Genomic DNA, 21,931 nt, shown 5'->3' with positions numbered 1-21,931 from the left:
GAGACTGTCCGACGAACGGTGTAACTGGCCCGACCCGCTGATGCGTCAGCGAGGAAGGTCAGTGGAATGACCGAGACACTGGTGGGCGTGAGCCCACTGCGGAAGGCAGCCAAGAAGACGCTCACGCCCCAGGAGGCGGAGCGCAACGCGGTGCGCGAGCTGGTCAAGGCCGCTCGCGCCAGGGGTGATGACCTGACCGGCCCCGAGGGGCTGCTGAAGGCGATCACCAAGCAGGTCATCGAGGCCGCCCTCGAGGAAGAGATGAGCGAGCACGTCGGCTACGACAAGCACGCCGTCGAGGGCCGTAACGGCGCCAACTCCCGGAACGGGACCCGCGCCAAGACGGTGCTGACCGACAACGCCGGCCCGGTGGAGATCGAGGTGCCGCGGGACCGGGACGGGTCCTTCGAACCGGTCATCGTGGCGAAGCGGCAGCGGCGGCTGACCGACGTCGACGCGATCGTGCTGTCGCTGTACGCGCGCGGCCTGACGACCGGGGAGATCAGCGCCCACTTCGCCGAGATCTACGGGGCGTCGGTGTCCAAGGACACCGTCTCGAGGATCACCGACAAGGTCATCGAGGACATGCAGGCGTGGGCGTCGCGGCCGCTGCAGCGGGTGTACGCCGCGGTGTTCATCGACGCGATCATGGTCAAGGTCCGTGACGGGCAGGTCGGCAACCAGCCGTTCTACGCCGCGATCGGGGTCGACCTGGCCGGGCACCGCGACGTCCTGGGTTTGTGGCCCGGCCACGGCGCCGGGGAGTCGGCGAAGTTCTGGATGGGCGTGCTGACGGACCTGAAGAACCGCGGGATCGCCGACGTGTTCTTCATCGTCTGCGACGGGCTGAAGGGGCTGCCGGACAGCGTCAACGCCGTCTTCCCCCAAGCAATCGTCCAAACGTGCATCGTCCACCTGATCCGCGGCACCTTCCGGTACGCCTCCAAGCGGTACTGGGAGGCCATCGCCAAAGACCTGCGCCCGATCTACACGGCCGCGAACGCCGCGTCGGCGTGGGCGGCGTTCGAGGAGTTCGAAGAGAAGTGGGGCAAGCCCTACCCGGCCATCCCCAAGCTGTGGCGGGCCGCGTGGGAACAGTTCATCCCGTTCCTGGACTACGACGTTGAGATCCGCAAGGTCCTCTGCTCGACCAACGCGATCGAGTCCCTGAACGCCCGCTACCGGCGCGCCGTCAACGCCAAAGGACACTTCCCCACCGAGCAGGCCGCCCTCAAGACGCTGTACCTGGTCACCCGGTCACTGGACCCCAAGGGCCTGGGACAGGCACGATGGGTCACCCGGTGGAAGCCGGCCCTCAACGCCTTCGCCGTCACCTTCGAAGACCGGATGCCGGCCGCGGAGAACCTCTAATGAGAAACGCCAGTTACACCGATCATCGGACAGACCCATGGAGGGCAGGTGGACAGTGGGTTTCGGCCTCGAAGCCACGATTGGCTTTGGGAAGGCCCACGTGGATCGGGGTTTGACTATGTCAAGTTCACTGCTTTCGCTCCCGCGGGACATTCCGTGGAAACTGGTCGCGGTCAGCCCCGACATGATGGATACCGACTTCTGCGACCGCACGTTTCCGTATCGATGGCGGAGTTCCTTGGCGATCTCGGCGTATGAGCCGTCGTTGGATGACCTGCCTGAGGGCATGTGTGGGGACCGACTGACGTTCCTTCGGGTCACGTCGACGATCACCGGCTAGGTCAAGCCCGCTGGGGTGGTGTACGAGGGTGATTCCTCGTTGGGGGGTTAGGCGCTGATCGCGCCGGCGATGGTCAGGGGGTCCTCCTTGTCGTCGAAAGTGGTTGGGACCAATGCGGTCCGGCATTGCTTGAGGTGCTCGAGGCCGAGGTAGCGGCGTTGCTCGACCCACTCGTCGTGCTGTTCGGCCAGGACGGCCCCGACGAGGCGGATGACGGCGTCGCGGTTGGGGAAGATGCCCACGACGTCGGTGCGGCGGCGGATCTCCCGGTTCAGGCGCTCGTTGGGGTTGTTGGACCAGATCTGTCGCCAGCACGCCTTGGGAAAGACCGTGAACGCCAAGATGTCCTCGCGGGCGTCCTCGAGGTAGGCGGCCACCGACGGGAGCTTCTCGCGCAGGGAGTCGGTGATCCGGTCGAACTGGGCGTGCACGCTGGCGGCGTCGGGCTGGTCGTACACGCTGTGCAGCAGCGCCTTGACCCACGGCCAGGAGGACTTCGGGGTGGCGGACATCAGGTTCGCGGCGAAGTGGGTGCGGCACCGCTGCCATCCGGTGCCGGGCAGGGTCGCCCCGATCGCCTCGACCAGCCCGGCGTGCGCGTCACTGGTCACCAGGCCGACAGGGCCGGCGCTGGTCAGGCCGCGGGCGACCAAGTCCCGGAAGAACGCCAACCACCCGGCCTGGGTTTCGGACGTGGCGGTGTGCACGCCGAGGATCTCCCGGTACCCCTCGGTGTTGACGCCGGTGGCGACCATCACCGCGACCTTGACCACGCGCCCGTTCTCGCGCACCTTCATCACCAGTGCGTCCGCCGCGACGAACGTGTACGGCCCCTGGTCCAGCGGCCGGGTGCGGAACGCCGCGACCTGCTCGTCGAGGTCCTTGGCCATCTCCGAGACCTGGGACTTGGACAGCCCGGTGATCCCCAGGGTGCGCACCAGCTTGTCCATCCGCCGGGTGGACACCCCGAGCAGGTAGCAGGTCGCCACCACCGTCGTCAGTGCCCGCTCGGTGCGCCGGCGCCGCTCCAGCAGCCACTCCGGGAACAGCGACCCTTCGCGCAGCTTCGGCACCGCGACATCCAACGTGCCGACCCGGGTGTCCAGGTCCCTGTGCCGGTACCCGTTGCGGCGGTTGACCCGCTCGGGATCCCGAGCCCCGTACTCAGCGCCGCACACCGCGTCGGCCTGCGCAGAGAGCAGCGCGTTGACGAACGTGGTCAGCAGGTCACGCATCAGGTCGGGGCTGGCCTGGGCCAGCTCGTCGCGGAGGAACCGGGCAGGGTCGATACTGGGAACGGCGGTCACCGTGGCGCTCCTTCTTCGAGACGGTTGTGAGAGATCACTCGAAGAATCACCCGGTGACCGCCACCTACATCGGCAGCGACACGGTCACCGGTTGCTCGTACACCACTCTGTCGGACTCAACTCACCGGCTACCAACCGAGTAAGGCGGAGACCGATACGGGTTATGCCTCCTTTCCGGATGTCCCAACCGAGGAACTCAACCGGATCTTCGGCGAGTACTTCGCCTGTTACGGAGTTCAGCTCAATGTTGCGGTGTTCCCGGGACCGCGAAGCGACGAGCTGGAGACGCGGGAGCCGGTCGTGGTTTCGTTCGCCGAGGACGCACCCGGGGGGAAGTTGACCAACCCACTGGTGCGCGCGGGTGCGCGTTTCGAGCAGAGCGGACCAGCGGACTTGCGCGTGGTCGATCTGTTCCCCCCGGGTGGGGACGGATCGGGCGAGCTGGACCTGGGTCGGCAACTCGTTGTGAGCCTGCCGGCCACTGACCGGGTCGAGGCTGTGGTGTGCCATGCGGCCGAACCGGTGGAGATGGAGGGGTTCGCCGGAACGACGCCCGTGGGGAAGCGGCAGTCGGGGCCGGAGCAGGACCAGACGCACCGCCTCGCCCTCGAGGGCGTCGGGATCGACAGGGTAGTTTTCACGGCTCCGCAGAATGAGGCCTCGCTGCTCGAGATCTCGTTCTGGGTGACGAGCCGTCGTCCCGCGGGGTTGGCCGATTACCCGCACATCGTGGACTTCGAACCGAAGACGCGTGACCTATACCAGGCGGCGACCGAGACCGGCGAGATCCTCACGGCGTCGGTGTCTTCGGTTGCCACGGACAAGACCCTGACCCACACCGAGACCAGCGAGACTGGTCTCTCGCTGGCTGCCAAGTACAGCTCGCCCGAGACCCCGTACGGCAAGGCGGAGGTGAGCGGGAGCTGGTCGCACAAGTGGGGCCAGACCGACACGGATGTGTGGCAGGTGGGGGCCGACGCGTCCCGCGAACGCCGAGAGCGTCAGGGCGCCAGCACGAACATCAGCCAGCTATACAACCTGTTGACCGGGTACCACGTCGGGACCAACCGGGCCACGTTCCTGATGTTGCCCCGCCCGCACGTGCTGCAGCCCACCGATCGGCGCACGTTCATTCAGGGACTGCGCACGATTGAGGGCGTGCAGGAGTACTTCCTGGTCGTCACGCGACCCAAGACCAGCGCCGGCATGTGCATCGAAGCGGTCCTCGAGACGGGCCACTTCCCTGAGCAGGTGACGATGACCGACCCTCCGGTGGAGTACGTCGAGAGCAGTGAGGACTTCCTGGTCAGGCAGTACGCCAAGGGCGGCACCGGGCTCGGTGGGGCTTGGAACGCGGAGAAGAAGGACATTGAGGCCTCGCCCAGCGCGACGTACACGATCTCGCAGGGCTACGTCGTGGACAAGCGACCCGGCAAGGGGGACCCGGGGCACCCGGGTGTGAGCGAGCTGACGAATCAGAGCAACCAGCAGGCGGACAGCTCGTTGCGCAACTACAACTACCAGGCCAACAGCGATACCAGCGTGCTGGTATCCGGGACCATCGAAGGCGCGAACTGGTGGAAGGACGGCGCAATCTTTGAACGCACCTACCGGGTTCACACCCGCTCCGCGCAACCCAAGGACACTACCGACGAACCGGAGGTGACCTCCCCCTTCCTGATCACCGCCCGAGGCCTGTGCGTGTGCTACCGCTCCACCGACGGCTGCCCGGTCGTGGTCCCCCGAGGTGGTCGGCCCGAGGGGATGCCGCCGGGCGACTGGGTAGTCGACGAGCCCCAAGTCGTGGTGGCCACCCGATCGCCCCGCCGCGGTCTCGACGAGGTGCGACTGCCCGCGATGAAAGAGGCCCTGCGGCAGGTCCAACAGGCTCTCGCGCGCAGTTCCCGGATGCCCGGACGGCGACCGCTGGGCGAGGTGGGGTACCTGGAGAGCGACTACTTCGCGAGCCGGATCGCCCCGCACATCCCCAAGGACTTGGCGGCGGCGGCGGCTCCCGGCGCCCCGCACGCGGGTGCACACCTGTCCGTCGAGGACCTTCTGCGTGGAACCCTGCAGGACCTGCAACACCGAACCGGGGTCCCCCGCGAGGACCTGGTCCGGATGCGGCGGGAGACCGTCGAGCGGCTCATCCCCGAGGACGCCGACCAGCCAGCCGAAGACGAACGTCAGCAACCGCGCGGCAAACGCAACCCGCCGAAGTAACCAGAACCTCGGCGCCGAGAGGGGTGTGGCATGTCGGAACGGGTGGTGCTTCCAAGCATCAACCCCAAGCTGCCGGCAGAAACCAAGGTGGTGTTCGGCGGCAAGGAGTACCGACCCGGCGACAGGTTCGAGTACCGCGGAGATGCCTGCGAAGTCCTGGAGTTCATGCGGGTGGCGTTCGACCAGATCAAGGCCCAGTACCCCGATCAAGGATGGGGTTTGGGCGTGGAACCGGGTCCGTGGCAGCGCCTGTGCGAGGTCCAGCAGGGACTGTCCGACGCCTTTGAGCAACTGCGGGAGGTCCTGCGTGCCGACCCCGACAACCCGGTCCCGCTGCCAGCCGCCCAACCCAGCGACACCGCCAACGTGGCCGACGACCCGGCCACGTTGGCGACTCGCTCACGCCAGCCAGCCGTCACACCCGCACCAGGAGACCGTCAGGACGGGCCGCTGAACTCCGCAGCCCAGCGGCTGGCCGATCCGGAAGATCCGGCGTCCCTTGAGGAGCTCGCCGACGAGTTGACGGACCAGGGTCGAACCCCCGAACAGGTGGACGACGACGTCGACAGGGCACGTCGCGGGGACCCGCAGAGAGGGGAACGTCACCCCTTCCGTTCCCGTGAGGAGGCGCCAACACCTGCGACCGTCGCGGACCCGGTGTCCTTGTTCACCGGTGAGTTCGTGCTTACAGAGCGGGATCTGCACCTGCCCGGTCGCGGACTCGACTTCGACCTGGTCCGCCGCTACTGCAGTGGGCCACCGGCCTACGGGCCGTTCGGATTCAACTGGGACCACAACTGGAACGTCTACGCCCGCGACCTGGCCGACGGGTCGGTCGCCATCTGGACCGGGCAGCTGCGCGAGCAGGTCTTCGAGTTTCAACCAGACGGCAGCTACACCCCGCCGCCCGGGGTTTTCGCGGCCTTGACCCGAAGCATGGACCCGTCCGGGGCCATGACCGGGTTTGAGCTCGCGTTCCGGGGAGGCCTGCTCTGGCGGTTGGGCCGCCCGCCAGGGCACCCCGACGGTGAGCGGTGGCCCCTGCTGTCCAGGCAGGACCGCTGCGGCAACACCCAGCGGTGCCACTACGACGACACCGGGCGGCTGGCCCTGGTGGAGGACACCCTCGGGCGGCCGATCACCTTTCACTACGGCGACTGCGGCCGGTTGGAGGCTGTCGAAGACTTCAGCGGACGCACCATCCGGTACCTGCATACCGACGACACCGAACACCTCGCGGTCGTGGTCCAGCCCCCAACCGAAGAGGCACCGGGTGGGGCACGAACAACGTACGAATACCACGCCGCGGACCACCCCCTCCTACGCCATTCGATCACCACGGTCCTTGACGCCCACGGACGGCCGACCGTGGAGAACACCTACGGCGAGGATCCCTCGCAGGAGGACTACGGGCGGGTCGTGAGACAGACATTTCTCGGCGAGGAGTACCACTACGAATACCTCCGATCCGGGTACCTGATCCCGGCCCCGGAACTGGCCAACACCGCGGTGATGCAGGTGTGCGTCCACGAACCGGCGTGCCCGCTACGGCTTTACACCTTCTCCATGTCCGGGGAGCTGCTCGATGAGCGGTACCGCCTGCGGGCGGACGGGTCCTTGCGGATCTGGGCCACCACCTACACCTATGACGCTCACGGCAACCCCTCCGGGGTGAGACGCCCCGACGGGCTCACCCTGAGCTACACGTGGGACAGCACCAGCACCGACCCGCGGGAATGGGGAAACCTCACGGCGCTCGACCTGATCGCGCCACCGCACCGGCCTCAACCTCCCCGGCGCATCCTGACCATCACCTACGAAGCCCGCCATCAGCAGGTCCGAACGGTCACCGACGAGGCCGGAGCCGTCACCACCTACACCTTCGACTACGAGCAGAATCCCACCGGCGCCGGTCGCGCGCTGCCCGTGCGGGTCGAGCACCCCGACTGCACCCTGCCAGACGGGTCCGTGCAGACGGCAGTCGAGCACCTGGCCTACGACACCGCGGGCCTGCTCACCGAGAGAGTCAGCGCCGAGGGACGCACCGAAAAACTGATCCGTGGGGCCGACGGCCAAGTGACCCAGCTGCTGGCAGGAACGGGGGCGGACGCGGTCGTGCTGGACTTCGGCTACGACCTGCTCGGCCGGCCGGCCACCGTGACCAGCGCAACGGGCCGCGTGACCCGAACCAGCTACGACGCACTCGATCGGCTGACCACCGTTCAACGCACGGAGGTCGCCGGCGCCCAGGGCACCGTGACCTACCTGTACGACCCGGACGGCTGGCTGCGAGAGCAGCGCACCCCCGTAGGCGGGTTCCGTGAGCCGGACGGAACGCCGTTGGAGTTCGTCTCGACAGAATTCCAACGGGACCCGCGCCAGAGCACCTGGTCCGTGACCGAAGCCGCGAACACGTCTCGTCCACGCCGGTGGCGCTACGAGCGCACCTGCACCGGCGACTCCGTGCGGGCGATCACTGACCCACTGGGGCGGGTGACGCGCCTGACCCACGACGAACGAGGCCTCGTCCTCCAACAAACCGTGACAGACCCGGCGGGCAGCGAGTCCACCTGGCGTTTTCGCTACGACCGCAACGGGAACATGCTGCGCTCCATCGACCCTGTCGGCTTGGTGACCGACTACCGCTACGACACCTGGGGGCGACTGGTCGAACGGCGACTGCCCGGCGCGAGCGGCCGACGGACGAGCGTGCACTTCGACTACGCCCCGATGGACAGGATCAGTTCCGTGCGGGTCGAAGGCGAACCCGGTCCAGGGCAAGGGTTGAGCGTCTTGTTCCAGGTCAGCCAGGAACACGACGAGCGAGGGCGCCTGGTCCGACGACGACAGGGGCCGCACAGTGCACGCCTGTGGTTCGACCGGGACGGCTACCTGCTGCGCCTGGTCGACCAACGCGGCCGCGTCATCCGAACCGACCGAGACACTCTCGGGCGGGTGGTCGCAGCAACGGACCCAGTCGGCAACCAGGTCCGGTACCGGTACAACAGCGACGGCGACCTCCATCGCGTGACCCACGTCGAGGTCAGGGCGAACGGCGGAGCCCCCGACCAGTTCGTCTCCACGAACACCTACGACGTCCGGGGTCGGCTGACCGAGGTCGTAGACACCCTCGGCAACGCCCGAGTCGTGACGTACGACGACCGCGACCTGCCCGTGCGCATCGCGGACCCAGGGCAGCCAGCCGCCATCAACACCTTCGATGCCTTCGGTTCCCTGATTTCCACCGAGTTCCGCACGGCTGCAGGGCCCAGGTCTTGTCAGTGGCAGCGCGACGACCTGGGCCGACTTGGTGCCTACGTCGACCCCGCCGGCAACCGGACGGCCTACCGGTACGGCATGCACGACCGCTGGGAAGTGATCACGTATCCGGACCTGTCCCAGCGGCGCCGCACCTACGACGCGGCCGGCAGGACCCGTCGCGAGGTCTCTGCGGATGGGGTGGTGACCTCCTTCCTGCACGCCGAAGACGGGCGCCCGTCCCGCGTTTCGCGCGTCGGCGGAACCCGGCGCGTCCCCGTCGCCGACACCCTCATTGGCCGGGACGGGCTCGGCCGACCGGTGGACATCACGGAAGGGTCGCAGCGTCTTCGCCTGGGCTACGACGCCCTTGGCCGGCTCACCAGCGAGACCCGGGCCGGCCGCACCATCCAGATGGTGTACGACGACCCCAACGGGCAGGCACGAGTCATGTACCCAGACGGGCGCAGGGACACTGTGACGTTCGATGAGCTCGGCCGGCTCTCGCGAGTCACCCTCACGCAGCCCGCCCCGACACCCCAGACGGGAACGCTGCCGGCAGGGGCAGTCCTGTCTCGGTACGCGTTCCACGGACCTGAACGACTCGCTACCCGGGAACTGGGCAACGGTGTCGTCACGTCGTACACGTACGACGCCGGAGGGCGCCTGGCCGGCATCGTCGACCAACGCGCCGGGTCGCCCCACGCGACGGTCACCAGGTACGTACACGATGCACTCGGACGTCGTGTGGTCGCCCAGGGTTCACCGCTGCCGGCCAGCACCATCGTCAACGGTTTCGACGTCTTAGGCCGTCTTACCATTCAGCACAGTGGGGTGAACGCGACAACCGCTGAAGGACTGGACACGCAGGCCCAGCAGGACGCGTTCGTCATCGGCCTCAACCTCGCTGGGGCGAACCAGGCCGGCGCGTTCGTGTACGACGACGCAGACTTCCTCCGCTCGGAGGAGAACGAGCAAGGGACACGCACGTGGCACCGAGGACCAGATGGTCGGCCGGCCGGGATCACCACCACCGCCCCCGGGGCCGCCCCAGTCACCGCTCCGTACGCCCACGACCGCGACGGAAACCGCGTCCAGGACGAGCGCCTCACCTACCGTTACGACACGTGTGGGCGGCTTCGGGAAGTCCGCCGCAACGGGGCGCTCCAGCTGACCCTGAACTACGACCCGCTCGGTCGTCTGATCGAGAGCGACCATCCAACCCACAGCCGACGCATCTGGTACCTCGGGCCCCGACCGCTGCACGAGGAGGACGCCACCGGAACCCCGACCCTGCAGCACACCCTGGGGACACGGCACGACGAATTCGTCCTGCGCTCCAACGGCACAAACAGGTGGGGACACCAAGACGCTCGCATGTCACTGCTGGCGGTCACCGACGACTCAGGCAAACCCATTGAGCGCTACACGTATTCGCCGTACGGTCGATGCACTGTCTTTGACCAGGACGGTGCCACCCAACGAACCAACACCACACTGGGGTCCGGTCTCGGCCCCGTTTTCGGCGGGCACGAAGCGATCCTGGGCAACGACCTGTACGACGGGCATGCCCGCACTTTCGATGCCGCCACCGGCCGCTGGTTGCAGCCGGACCCCCGCGGCCACGTCGACAGTTCCGACCTGTACCTCTACTGCGGTGGCGACCCGGCCGACCACATGGACCCCTCCGGGGAAGTCCTGCCCATCATCGCGGCCTTGGCTATTCTCGGCGCGCTGACCGGAGCTGGCTACAGCTTCTGGGACGCCAGCGAACACCCCGAGCGCTACGCGGGCGACTTCTCCTGGCGCGCTCTCTTCCAAGTCTTCGGCGGTGCCGCAGCCGGTGCTGGAGCGGGGGCGACCGCACAGGGTGCCCTCCTCATGGGAGGCGGCGCGGCCGCCGGCGGTACGGCATCGGGGGTTGGCGGCGCCGGCAGCCTGACACTGCTGCAGAAGGTCGTCCTCGGAGGAGGATCCAGCGCCCTCTCGGGTTTCGCCTGGCGCAGCGGCTTCCACGCACTGTTTCCCGAGTACGCCGACCCCCCAAGCCCGGGCAGCACAGCGTTCGACTTCGCCACCGGGGGCGTGCTCGGACCCTTCACCGTCGGCCCGACTGGCGTCCTCGCCGCCGATGCCATCCCGGCAAGCTTCGCGCCCCGGGCCTTCTCCAACAACTGGCGGCTCATTCTCAACCCCCGCACCAAGTTCGGGCCAGGCAACCTCTTCACCGAGAGCAGGGTCGGTCGAAGTGGATTCAAGCTCGTCAGCGCGCAATACTGGCGCGCCAGTAGAGGAGCCGACGGCAAAGCGCTGCACCACCTCTGGATCCAACAACAAACCGCGCTACCGGGTTGGCTGGAACCCCTACGGAACTCCGGCGCCAACCTCTTGGAGATCGGCGGCCCACTCAACTCCTGGATGGGTGGGCGCCTCCTGCGCGAATGGGGATTCCGCACCGCCGTTGCGTCAGCTCTCGCCACTATCGGGTACGGCAGTTACAGCGCAACGACGGACCTGCTGTACGGGGACAGGCAGACCACTCCTTGGCCGGACACCACCCAGCAGCCTGAGCTCAACGGGGACAACCACGTTGGCACGTCCATCCCCGAACCAACCACCGGCGATCAGGGAGCTGCACCGACAGACGCGACAGCCACAACCAAATGACACGACCCCATGCAGCGCCCTGCGATGGGCCACAACCAAGAAGCCGCCTCCACCACACGTGAGCAGGTTGAAACGGATCATCGAGGAGCACGGCATGAACGAAGTTCCCCATACAGAGCACACGGAGGCGAACGACCACCCGCCAGCCCCCGGGCAGCCTCCGACCGGCAGGCCACCGGATCCCGGCCACGGCAATCAGGCCAGCACCACGGTGGTTCACCAGAGCGAGTCCAAAGTCGGCGCGACGAACGGGGTCGAGGCTTCACCGGGCCGCCTCGAGACGTTCCTGGATGACAAGACCACTAAGAAGTGGTCGAGAATCATCGCGATCGGCTTCGTTCTCGGCGCCTGTGTCCTAGCCGCTTGGGACGGGTGGGACGAAGCCCTGCGGGTCGCACAGAACGCCGGTCGCATGACCCTGGCTGGAGGGCTCGCGACAGTCGCGGTGGTCTTGTTCGTCGTGTCTCGCACGGGCTCGACGCTGAGGGGTTCAACCACACCCATTCTTGCCGTAACGGCCTACGCCGTCGCCGCATGGTTTCTGCTGGCCCTCCCGGACGAGGGCCATCCGACCGGCTGGAACGTAGACACACGCGTGATCGCGTTTGCGTGTCTGTCGGTCGGGTTTCTCTTGGCGTCCGCCGCAATGCTCAAGCACGAGTCCTTGGAGCGTGCGTTCAGCGTGGACACGTCGGTGGGGTCAACCGTGCTGATGTTGTGGACCGCGATCGTCGTGTACGCCATCGCGTTGTTCGCTGGGATCGCCCTGACCGAGGGCAGCGACTTCGCCCTCGACTGCCAGGCTGCGGAGTCGAGGAGATGTATCGACCCCGCGGCGTGGCCCGATTACTTGATCCTGCTAGGCGTTCCTGGTGCGGAGCTGCCTTCGCGAAGGCAGACAAGAGCGACGACGTTGCGGTGTCGACCTCTACCCGGTCGACCAATGAGATCACCGAGGTGCAGTACTTCGTCTTCAATGTGATCGCGATGCTGATCGTGCTCGGCGGGTTGTGGCGAGACGGGAGGCTGGGCGAAGTTCCTGACGCGCTGCTCGGGTTGACCAGCGTCTCCGCCTTGACGTTTGTTCTGGTCAAACGGGTCCCTCCCTCGGGGACGCCCGTAGATCCCTAGCAGCAATCCCCAACCCAGTTGGTTCCGATGATCGTTGAGACTTCAATACTTCGCCACGCTGCGCCCGACCGGTCAGAGCTGCACGGCAGGTCAACCCGTCACACCTCCCTGAAGCAGTGGGAGTGTCAGGCCCCTTGGTGGGGAAAAAGGATACGAGCCAAGTCGTCGTCAGCGTAGTGGGCGCCAGCGCCGGTCCGGTGAGCCGCCGAGTTGGCCTACTCCTCAAGGATCTCACCGGTGCCGGTGTCGATCGTCTGGCCGTCGACGACTCGCAGCCGTGGCCCGACCTCGGGGGGCCAGCGGGCCGCAACGTCACGATCGAACACCTCTAGGCGTTGCGTGGTGGCCGGCTCTGCGAGGTGACGCGAGTGGCGGCCCTTGGCCGGCCACTGCGGGTGCCCGTCGTCGCAGTGGTTCTTGACCCGCTGCCGCATGCGTTCAACGAACGCGGGCAGGGCGTAGCGGTGCCACTCCTCCAGTGCGTCGCTGCCGAGCGATAGGGCGGCTCGGCGCCGTTGGTCGGCGAGGACGGCGAGTTCGCGAACCAAGTGGGGGTGCTGTGGCCAGCAGTCTGGGACCACGCCTGCGACGTCCCACACGTACTCGGTGTTGAGCCAGCTGGTGAACGCATCGAGCCAGGTCCACAGTTCACGGCGCAGCGGGGCGCGGGTGAGGCTGTCCGGGTCCCAAGGGCGGGGAAGCATCTTGAGGCTCCCGACGGCCTTGCGTTGCTCGTCGGTCCCGCTGATGGCCAGGTCGAGCTCCCGGTACGCCTGCTCGAGGAGGCGGCCCGGGTGCGGAAAGTCGGTCACCATCGGCCCCGGGCCGGGGCTCTCGTTGGTCATGGGCTTCATCTGCCGATCCCCTCCCCTTTCAGTTCACGTCGTTGGAGAGGCCGCGGCGGCGAGCCTCGACGAGCGCGGCGGTGCGGCGGGCCTCGGCGGAGACGGTGGTCGAGCTGCGGGTCTGACCGATCTGGGAGCGTGCGCGTTCCTGCTGGTTCAGCAGGGCGCGACCGTCTCGACCGTCGATGCTTCGGGTGAGTCGAGCGATCATCGGTTTGCCGTTCTCCGAAACCACCAGCGCCTGGCGTTCCTTCAGTTGCCGCACCTCGGCGCCGGTGAGGATGGGGATGTCTTCGGCGGTGGTGGTGCGCCCGCCCATCTGCCCGGTCTGCCAGCTGGTCCGCGAGATCCGCACGGGTCCGAGCAGGTCGGAGATCTCCTGGTTGAATGCCACGTCCTTGGAGCCGCCGAACAGGATCAGGTTGTTCGTCAGGCCCAGGAGGGTGCGCGCCTCCTGGTCCCCGAAGATTGCCGACAGCTGGGGCCTGGTCTGCGCGGCCCAGATGAACGAGATGCCCAAGGCGCGCTCGTTGGCCATCCGGGTGCGCAGCGTGGGAAGTGGCGCGGTCGAGGGCAGCTCGTCGAGGCAGGCCAGCATCGGTGGGCACAAGCGTCCCCACGGCGAGGAGTTCGCGGCGACGAGGGCGGCGTCGAGGACGTGCTCGGCGACGGCTGTCATCAGTGGTGAGGCACTGGCATACGGGTCTTCTCGTCCGAGCAGGTAGATCGTGCCGCCACGACGGATCACCTCAGTGATGTCGGTGGCTGGGCGGCCGGAGCCGGGGACGCAGCGTCTGCGGATGGGCTCCTGGAAGAACAGGCTCAGGGCCTGCTGCACAGTCGTGATCGTGTTGCCGGCGGTCCGGTCGTCGCCATGCAAGGCCCCGTGCAGGAGCCCGTGCCAGAACGGGGCGGCGTGCGGATGTTCGCGCAGGATCTCAGTGGGGTCGGTGGCGCTGAGCGGGTTGGCCGCCCACCTGAGCACGTGCTCGAGGTCGCGCCCGGTCAGTGCCGCGGCATGGAAGTACGCCTGGATCACCTTGGCCGCCTCGGCGGCATAGAAGCGGGCGGCGTCGTCCGCGTGCCCTCCTGCGACGGCGCCCTTGACGGTGCCCGCCGTGAACGCCTTGGCTCGTCGCTCGGCGACCATCGGGTCGACGCAGCCGTCGATCGGGTCCCACACGAGCTCCGGCAACCCGGTAGCCAGACCGAAGGGGTCGAGCACGACACACGGCCGCGGTTCGCTCTCTCCTGGCCCCGGTGCCTGCCGCGAGCCGAAGCTGAGGAGCAGGTCGTCGACCTTGGTGAGCGTCACCAGCGCGGCTCCTGGGGCGCGCAGCAGCGCCGGGATGAGCAGGTCGAGCGTCTTGCCGCTGCCCTGGGGACCGATCACGCCGGCGGTCCGGTCCCACGGCACCCACAGTTCGCCGCCTCGCGGCGCCTGTCCCCTACCGAGTCGCCACCCGACCTGCTCAGGCCGAAACGAGTGTCCTGTGCGCAGTCCCATGATTCAGCGTCGCTTCCCGTAGAGATCGGGCCGGACCACGGCCGCCGACTTGCGCAGCCGGCTTCGCCCGAGGAGCCGCTCGGCTTCCTCCCTGGTGGCCATCCCCTGGATTCGGCCGGGTCCCCACCGATCCATGCCGGCCTTGATCCCCCAGAGGGTCAGCGTGAGGAGCAGCGCCTCGATGAGGGACACCCACACTCGAACCGCCAGTGGCCCGGCCAGCTGAGACGGAGGTGACGACAGCCCGGCGCCGGCGTCGCCTCCCAGGATCCCGGGCACGCTGGTGAACAGCGTTTCCCGGGACGGCAGGGTCAGGCCCGCGCCGGCGACCAGGTTGGCGCCCGCGCGGCCCGCGTGGATCCCGAGGATCAGCAGGAGCGCGACCGCGACGACCGTCGCGACGGGTATCTCCCAGGTGAACGGGTAGGGGTTGGTTCGGCGTGCACGCTGCATATTGGTGGCTCCCTTCTGCTCACCCAAAGCCGCGCGGGGGGCATGTGGTGGCCACGTCCGTGGGAGCAATCCGGGTGTAGCTGCCGCAGCGGTTCACCACTACTCATACGGCCGGCCGTGTCGGCTGATCGGAGATGTTGCCGACCCGCCAGATCTGGAAAATCGTCTTGGTGGCGGCCTTGCCGGCGTAACTGCCGTAGGTGACGCCGCGTTCACTGTTCATCGCCTCGACAGTGCTCTGCTTGCTGGGGTCGAAGACGATGGCGACGTGGCCGATGGTGTTTGGGCCCAGGTAGGAGTCATAGAAGATCAGATCCCCCGGTCTGGCTTGTTGTGGATCCACTCGGAATCCGTTGCCGGCGGCGAGCCAGTCTCGTTGTGCCCCAGCGGTCCTGGGGGTCGTGACACCGATCTGTGCGTAGGCGGCCTGGGTGAATGAGGAGCAGTCCCATGCGTCGGGTCCGTTGGCTCCCATGATGTAGCGATCGCCGACCTGACTGGCGGCCCACGTGAGGACGACTCGAAGTCGGTCGTTGGTCAGCGGCGGCAGGTTGGGGCTGCCCTGGCCGGGGTCGCACTCGGTGGTGCTGCCCAGGACCGTGCCGCCGCCGTAGGCGGCTGCATAGTAGAGGACGTCGTTGACGTACCAGTCGGCGTGGTTGTAGGCGAAGAGGGCCGCCCGCACCCCAGCCGGGCCGTTGGCGACGCCGGACTTGGTGAGGTAGTTCGCGGCCGACATGGCGCTGTCGGCGTCATTGGTGATGACCGCCCGGCCGTCCCCATCGCCGTCGACACCCATCGTGGCCCAGGTGGCGGGCATGAACTGCATGAGGCCTTGTGCGCCGGCGGAGCTGATGGTGTTGTTCCGGCCGTGTGCGGTCTCCTCCATGCCGATCCCGGCGAGCAGGGTCCACGGGATCTTGTAGCGGTCGGCGGCGGCGACGTAGAGGCCCTTGATGTCGGCCGGGATGGGTTGCGGGGGGTTTGTCAGGGATGCCTGCCGGGGCGTTCCGGCTGGCGGCAGCGGGAAGCCGAGGCCGCCCTCTTGGACCGGCTCCCCCGGCGGGGGGGTCCAACTGGCCACCGCCTGCCCGTTGAGTGGGGCGCCGTGGGCCAGCATCCAGGCCACGGGGTCGACGGGCGTGCCTCCGACGTGGATCTCGAGGTGCAGGTGGTTGCCGGTGCTGGCTCCCGTGGAGCCCTCGACGCCGAGCTGCTGGCCGCCGGTGACCTGGGCTCCAGTCCTCACCGTCAGCGAGGCGAGGTGGGCGTAGCGGCTCAGCACGGCCTGCCCCGTGGCGTCGTCGATGTGTTGGACGTCGACGACATTGCCGTACCCACCCTTCGTGCCGGCGAATGCGACTCGTCCGGCCCCGATCGCCACGACGGGGCCCGGTCCGGGCTGTGACACCAGGTCCTGGCCGGTGTGCATGCGCCACTCGTGGTAGATCGGGTGAAACTCCTGGCCGAAGCCGCGACGGCCCACGGTGTAGGCCTGGGCGAAGGGCGGCCGCCAGGCGCCGGTGACCGGAGTGAGTCCGCCGCAGGCGATGGTGCGCAGCTGCTCGGCCGCCGCTGGCGCGCTTACCGTCATCACGATCAGGGCGATCGCCAGCGGCAGCCCCAAGACCAGGACGAGGACCGGGATGAGGGTGAGAGCGATCTTCTTCACAGCAATCGCGCCCGTCAGGCCGCGCCGGTGAGCGCTTGGTTGGTGAAGGTGAGGTGCAACTCGACCGGGTGGAGGACGGTCTGCACCTTGTAGTGCTGCTCGCCCACACACCACAGGGCCCGGCCCTTGCCCTGCATCGCCCAGCCGGTCACCAAGTCCTGTGCCATCGGCCCCAGCCCGAGCATGCTCTCCAGCTCGCGTGCGACCCCGAGGTCCTGCCCGTGAAGGACCTTCACGTCGGCCAGGTGCAGCAGGTCCTTGGCGATCGTGGCCGCCTGAGAACCGGTATCCCCGGCAGACAGCAGGTCCGACGGCTTGTGCGCGACCGCGAACTGGACGTCGCCGTCTCGTCGGGACAGGCGAAGGTCGGCATCGAAGGACTTGACCGCCTCGGGACCCAGCCTCAGCTGTTTCCAGGACTCGTCGCGCACGACCACGCGTAGGTCTCCGGGGGCCGCCATTTCCCGCATGCCTCGTCCCCAGGAGTTGAGGCAGGTGAGGGCGATTCCGATCGCCTCGTCGCCCAATGGCTCGAGCCGGGACAGGCTCAACGACTGGATGGGGGCGGCCCAGTCGACGTCGATGGTGGTGTGGTCGTCGAACAGCCCGGCCAGTGCGCCGCTGACGAGCTGGCCCAGAGCGTCACGCAGCAGCCGGGTGTCGTCGAGGAAGTGCCGCTCCCCCGCGTACCGGCACTCCTCGATCAGGTCGTCGGTGGGGTTGTTGAGCAGGTGCCACAGCTGGGGGATCGTCGTCTCGGTCAGTTGGGTCTGCCCCAGGATGTAGCCCGTCAGCTTCTGCAGGGCGGTCTTGACCACGACCTCGTCGCTCGGGCCGAATGGCACCCGCTGGTCCCCGATCCGCTGGCTGCCGACCAGGCCACGGACCAGTGTCAGCCACCGCCCGAACACGACGGCGGCGCGCGCTTGTGCCTCGGTGGCGTCCAGCTGATCCCAGCCGGCCAGCAGCGGGCCGAAGGCCAGGGGGTTGATGCGGGTGGGGAGCCCTGGCCCGATCGCGAACGGTTCGACCCCGAAGAACTTGCAGAGCCCTTCGTACTCGTCCTTTGGGTCGCCCAGGACCAGGATCCGGTAGCCGAAGTCGGTCATCCGCAGGCAGAACGCCTTCGTGGTGGCGGACTTGCCGCGGCCGGGTTTGCCGAAGCTGAAGAGGTTGGGGTTGGTGACCGGGACGTCGTCGTCGAGGACCCAGCCGTTGGGGTCGGCGTAGAACGCGCCGCCGGACAGCATGTCGATCCCCATCTGGGCGCCGGTGGGTGGCAAGCCTGGGGTCGAGATGAACGGCCACAGAACGGGTGTCTGATCGGAGGTCATGCGCCAGCTCGAGACGGGCGCGGAGGCCGGTGACCACCCGGCCCCGGCCCATCGCGGTCCGCGGCGTGGCGCGTGCCGGAACAGTCGGGCCTCTTTCGCGGCCGCCGTCGACGTCGGCGCCGAGGGCAGGTCGTGACCGAAGTCGGCCAGCAGCCGGGAGACGTTGCGCCCGCCGGCATTCCGGCCGGCAGGGGTGCGGGCTGACATACCCATGGCTCAGCCCGCCTTCCGGGTAAGGCTGACCCCCAGGGGCACTGTCGACGCGGCGAAGGCGACGTCCTGGGCGAGATCCAGGCGCAGCGGCGCGAACCCTGCCCGGCGCACGGAGGCGTCGAGGCGGCGGCCGAACTCCGAGACCCTCGCGGTCTTGGGAACGGTGACCGTGCACACCGCGTAGGGGCGGGTCAGGGAGTTGCCGCGGGCCAGTTTGGTGTCCAGTCGTCGCACCTTCTCGGCCTCGTCCCTGGCCTTGGCGTTCTGCTTCATCTTGGCCTTGGCGCGCAGCTCCTCGCCGATGTCGGCCGCCCACTCGCTTGTGGCGCTCTGGCGGCCCGCAGCGGACTGGCTCAGGATCGGGTAGGCCACCAGGAAGGAGCGGCGCTCCCCCGGCTCGGTTGGGGTGAGGACCGGAAGCAGGGCACCCATCGCTGCGCCCTTCACGGGGAGCTTGAGGGTGGAGCTGATGCTGTTCCACGCGTCGTGGCTGTAGTGCCGGGCTACCGGGTCGGCCCCGGACGGTCCGGCCATCGCCCACGGGACGTCGGCGTTCACCTCGGGGTCACTCTGTCGGGCGCCCAACGCGTCGATGATCCCGGCCCGGTCTCCGGGTGCGAACCCGGTCCGGGAGGCCAGGGCCAGCTCGGGGCTGGTGAGCCACTTCACGCTGGTCATGCCCATGCCTCCGCGCAGCTGGGCCTCTATCTCGCCGAGCACGCCGTAGATCACCCGGGCGCGTCCCTCGAGGCCGCCGCCGGACTCCTTGGCCTGTTTGCCGAGCCGACCCTCCGGGATGACGACGGTCACGAACGCCTCGGTGCGTACGCTGGCCCGGGTGAGGGTCTGCTGCAGTTCGTCGTTGATCTGACGTACGCCCGCCGACCCAGTAGAGCGGCGGTGACGCGTGAGCCACTGGTCCCGTTCCGCACCGTCCTCGGGCACGGTGCGGACCAGGAGCAGGATCTCGTCGATCAGCTCGGTCTGCGACGCCATGTCGAGCAGTTCGCTCAGGCCCCTGCCCTGGCGTCGCCGGTCCTCGAGCTCCTGGAGCCCGATGCCGGGGTGCACGACGGCCGCGGTCACGGCCCACGTCCGCGCGCTGTGGTCCTGGATGATCGCGACGCGCGCGAAGGATGCCCCGTGCGGCGGGCCGTCGTGAACCTGGATGGCATGGAGCGCGCCAGGCAGGTCGACCTCGTCGAGCGAGTCGGCCTGCCCCCGTCCCGCCTTGGACCGGAACCGGGTCCACCCGGCGAGCCCGCCCGTGGCGAAGGCCAGCGAGGCCGACACCCAACCGAAGGTGGAACGGCCCCGGACCGGGGTCACCGTGACCAGGGTGATCGCCACCCAGAGCGCCAGGAACAACCCGGCGGAGATCCACGTCCCGGCCTGAATGGACCAGAACACCGGCATCGCCGACAGCGCGACCACCGCCAGTTGCCACCCGGACAGGCCGAAGAACCACCCGATCCTCGCCCGGCTGTAGTCGCTGTAGATGGCTGACATGTCGTCTCTCCTCGTGGTTCGGTTCGGTTGGGTCAGACCGGGACGATCGGCACGGCGCCCGCAGCGGCCGCACCGCCGGCCTCACCGCCGGCGGCGGCACCGGGTGCGGCCGGGCCGGATCCGCCTGCTGGGGATCCACCCGGTGCGCCCGGGGTCGGGCCCTGTGGCAGCTGCGGGATCGGTGGGGCCGGAACACCGGTGTCGGGGCTGGTGCTTGGTCCGCTGCCGTTGATCTCGGGGTTGTCGTCCTCGGCCTTGTTGCCGCCGCCCTGACCGCGCCCGGACTGGCTCTTGGTCTTGCTGAAGTCAGGGACGTAGTTGTTGTGCCCGACACCCATCTGGTTGGTCAGGTCGGCGCCGATGGCGGCACCCCGGGACCCGATGCTTTCCATGGCGCCCATGCCGGCGCCGACGGCCTGACCGAGCGCGCCCCCCACCTGTCCCATGAGTCCACGCGCGCCGACGTTGAATCGTGCACTGGTGGAGTCCTCACCCGAGGCCTCGGCATGGGAGCGGCCGTTGGCGTCGGTCGTCGAGGCAGCGGAGGAGCCCGCGTCGCCCTGGCCACTGCCGCTGAGCAGGCCGCCGAAACCTCCTTGGGCGGCGAGGCCGGCCCGCAGAGCGGACCCGGAACTGGTGCCGGGGTCCACGAACGCCAGGAGCTTGAACAGGGCGAGCGGGCTGAAGCAGCCGATGCAGATCAGGATGACGCCGGGAACGGCGGTCCCGATGGCCTTCTGCAGGTCGTCGTTCATGCCGGTGGCGACCCCGGACGTCATCTGCACCCCGATGCCGAGCACGAGGATCATCACGACCGGTGTGAACGCCGCGGCGATGAACCAACGCAGGCTCTTCCAGAACCAGCTCCGTCCGGCGTCGCTGACCAGTCCGCCGGCGGCGATCGGGGTCGTCGTGGCCAAGACCATCAGGGCGCCGGCTCGGGTGAGCATGACCAGCAGGTGCCCGATGGCGGCGAAGACGAGGAAGATCCCCATGAAGCCCAAGACGGTGGCGATGGTCCCGTCGCTGATGTCGTTCGTCGAGATCTGGGTTCCCAAGGGTTCGAACTGGGCCCACTTGTCGATGTGCAGCAGCTTGTCCATCAGGGCGCGGGTGAGGCCCCCGCAGGCGGCGACGACGAGGACGGCCAGGGCGATCCAAGCGGCCCACACCATGACGAACTGGCCGGTCCCGACCAGCACCCGCGCCATGGACTTGCCGTCGCGTCGAGCGGCGGTCACGGCCAGCTGGACCATGGTCAGCAGCAGCATGAGCGCCCCGGCGATCCAGAACGTCATCTGGTAGACCTGCGAGCCTGGTCCGCCTTCGCTGAGGTCGGGGACAGTGAACGCGTCGACGAGCGTGAGGACGAGCTTGAGGAGCCAGAGTCCGGCGTTCCAGAGTCCGAGCATGGCTGCGGTCCAGCCGTCGGCCACGATCTTGCCGGCTGCCGAGCCGAGGTAGGTGAACGGGTTGAGGAAGTCCATGGCGCTAGTCCGCGCCGTTGCTGGTGACCCAGGTGCGCCAGCCGGCCTTGAAGGCGGTTTCGGTGCCTGGCCAGGTCGAGGGTGCGGGCGCGGCGGCTGCGCCGGGGGCGATCATCCAGCGGCCGCCCTGCCCGGCGGGCTGCCACTGCATGCGTTCGCAGTAGCCGTATCCGATGTGGGCTTCGGCCGTGATGGTGGCGCGCACGTCGAGGAGGACGCAGGCGAGGACCCAGTCGTCTCCGTCGGTGGCCTTCACTTGGGCGGCGGCCGGGATGGCGGTGACGGTGACCGTCGGGTCCTTGGTCTGTCCCTGTCCGGCGCTGGCGAGGAAGTTCTGGACGTTCTTGGTCAGTGCCCACTGGGCAACGCCGGACCCATCGGCCATAGCCCACTGCTCATAGACCTGATTGGTCTGGGGGATGGACATGCCCTGCAGGACCGTTGTCTCGATGGCGGCGAGCTGGCCGACCGCTCCCTCAGGAGTGTGTGGAAAGCCTGTCGGCACCTGCGCCGGCCCCGCCGCGGTTGCCGGTGGCACCTCGATGACCGGGCCGGCGATGGCCGCGGGGACGCCCTGCCGGGCGTCGTCCGGGGTGGCCGGCAGCATCGGTGCG

At 68.4% G+C, this 21,931-nt stretch carries 13 protein-coding genes; 4 read left to right on the top strand and 9 right to left on the bottom strand.

The window, feature by feature from the left end:
• Positions 1–66: 66 nt before the first annotated feature.
• Entirely contained in the window at positions 67–1,371 is a 1,305-nt protein-coding gene (locus tag BN12_RS22470; RefSeq protein ID WP_157635264.1) for an IS256 family transposase, read from the top strand.
• A gap of 387 nt (positions 1,372–1,758) precedes the next feature.
• Here the strand turns inward: BN12_RS22470 and BN12_RS22460 are convergent, their stop codons facing one another.
• On the bottom strand, positions 1,759–3,018 hold the full coding sequence (locus BN12_RS22460; protein ID WP_048555738.1) for an IS256 family transposase: 1,260 nt from the start codon (positions 3,016–3,018) through the stop codon (positions 1,759–1,761).
• Between the two features lie 300 nt (positions 3,019–3,318).
• Here BN12_RS22460 and BN12_RS22455 point away from each other — a divergent pair, with 300 nt between their 5' ends.
• The 3 genes from BN12_RS22455 to BN12_RS22445 all read left to right on the top strand — a co-directional run bounded on the left by BN12_RS22455 (position 3,319) and on the right by BN12_RS22445 (position 12,148).
• Positions 3,319–5,241, top strand: coding sequence for a hypothetical protein (locus BN12_RS22455; protein WP_157635632.1), 1,923 nt, complete (start codon positions 3,319–3,321; stop codon positions 5,239–5,241).
• A 30-nt stretch (positions 5,242–5,271) separates the two neighbouring features.
• Positions 5,272–11,166 carry a DUF6531 domain-containing protein gene (locus tag BN12_RS22450; RefSeq protein WP_048555736.1) on the top strand — a complete coding sequence of 1,965 codons (5,895 nt, stop codon included), beginning with the start codon at positions 5,272–5,274 and terminating at the stop codon, positions 11,164–11,166.
• A gap of 94 nt (positions 11,167–11,260) precedes the next feature.
• Positions 11,261–12,148, top strand: coding sequence for a hypothetical protein (locus BN12_RS22445; protein ID WP_157635631.1), 888 nt, complete (start codon positions 11,261–11,263; stop codon positions 12,146–12,148).
• A 364-nt stretch (positions 12,149–12,512) separates the two neighbouring features.
• Here the strand turns inward: BN12_RS22445 and BN12_RS22440 are convergent, their stop codons facing one another.
• The 8 genes from BN12_RS22440 to BN12_RS22405 all read right to left on the bottom strand — a co-directional run.
• Entirely contained in the window at positions 12,513–13,151 is a 639-nt protein-coding gene (locus BN12_RS22440; RefSeq protein WP_157635630.1) for a hypothetical protein, read from the bottom strand.
• A 19-nt stretch (positions 13,152–13,170) separates the two neighbouring features.
• Positions 13,171–14,535, bottom strand: a complete 1,365-nt coding sequence (locus BN12_RS22435) for a type IV secretory system conjugative DNA transfer family protein (protein WP_235432502.1) — start codon at positions 14,533–14,535, stop codon at positions 13,171–13,173.
• A gap of 117 nt (positions 14,536–14,652) precedes the next feature.
• Positions 14,653–15,102, bottom strand: a complete 450-nt coding sequence (locus tag BN12_RS22430) for a hypothetical protein (RefSeq protein ID WP_048555733.1) — start codon at positions 15,100–15,102, stop codon at positions 14,653–14,655.
• 103 nt (positions 15,103–15,205) lie between these two features.
• Positions 15,206–16,774 carry a peptidoglycan DD-metalloendopeptidase family protein gene (locus BN12_RS22425; RefSeq protein WP_048555732.1) on the bottom strand — a complete coding sequence of 523 codons (1,569 nt, stop codon included), beginning with the start codon at positions 16,772–16,774 and terminating at the stop codon, positions 15,206–15,208.
• A 14-nt stretch (positions 16,775–16,788) separates the two neighbouring features.
• Complete coding sequence (locus BN12_RS22420; RefSeq protein WP_235432501.1) at positions 16,789–18,108, bottom strand: ATP-binding protein; 1,320 nt, start codon at positions 18,106–18,108, stop codon at positions 16,789–16,791.
• A 216-nt stretch (positions 18,109–18,324) separates the two neighbouring features.
• Complete coding sequence (locus BN12_RS22415) at positions 18,325–19,830, bottom strand: SCO6880 family protein (RefSeq protein WP_048555730.1); 1,506 nt, start codon at positions 19,828–19,830, stop codon at positions 18,325–18,327.
• Between the two features lie 32 nt (positions 19,831–19,862).
• Positions 19,863–21,317, bottom strand: a complete 1,455-nt coding sequence (locus BN12_RS22410; protein WP_048555729.1) for a type IV secretion system protein — start codon at positions 21,315–21,317, stop codon at positions 19,863–19,865.
• 4 nt (positions 21,318–21,321) lie between these two features.
• Positions 21,322–21,931: hypothetical protein (locus BN12_RS22405; RefSeq protein ID WP_162233128.1), on the bottom strand; the 610-nt coding region annotated here is incomplete at its 5' end.

This window comes from Nostocoides japonicum T1-X7 (assembly GCF_001046855.1).
Lineage (GTDB): Bacteria > Actinomycetota > Actinomycetes > Actinomycetales > Dermatophilaceae > Nostocoides > Nostocoides japonicum.
This window is presented reverse-complemented; position numbering and strand designations above follow the sequence as displayed.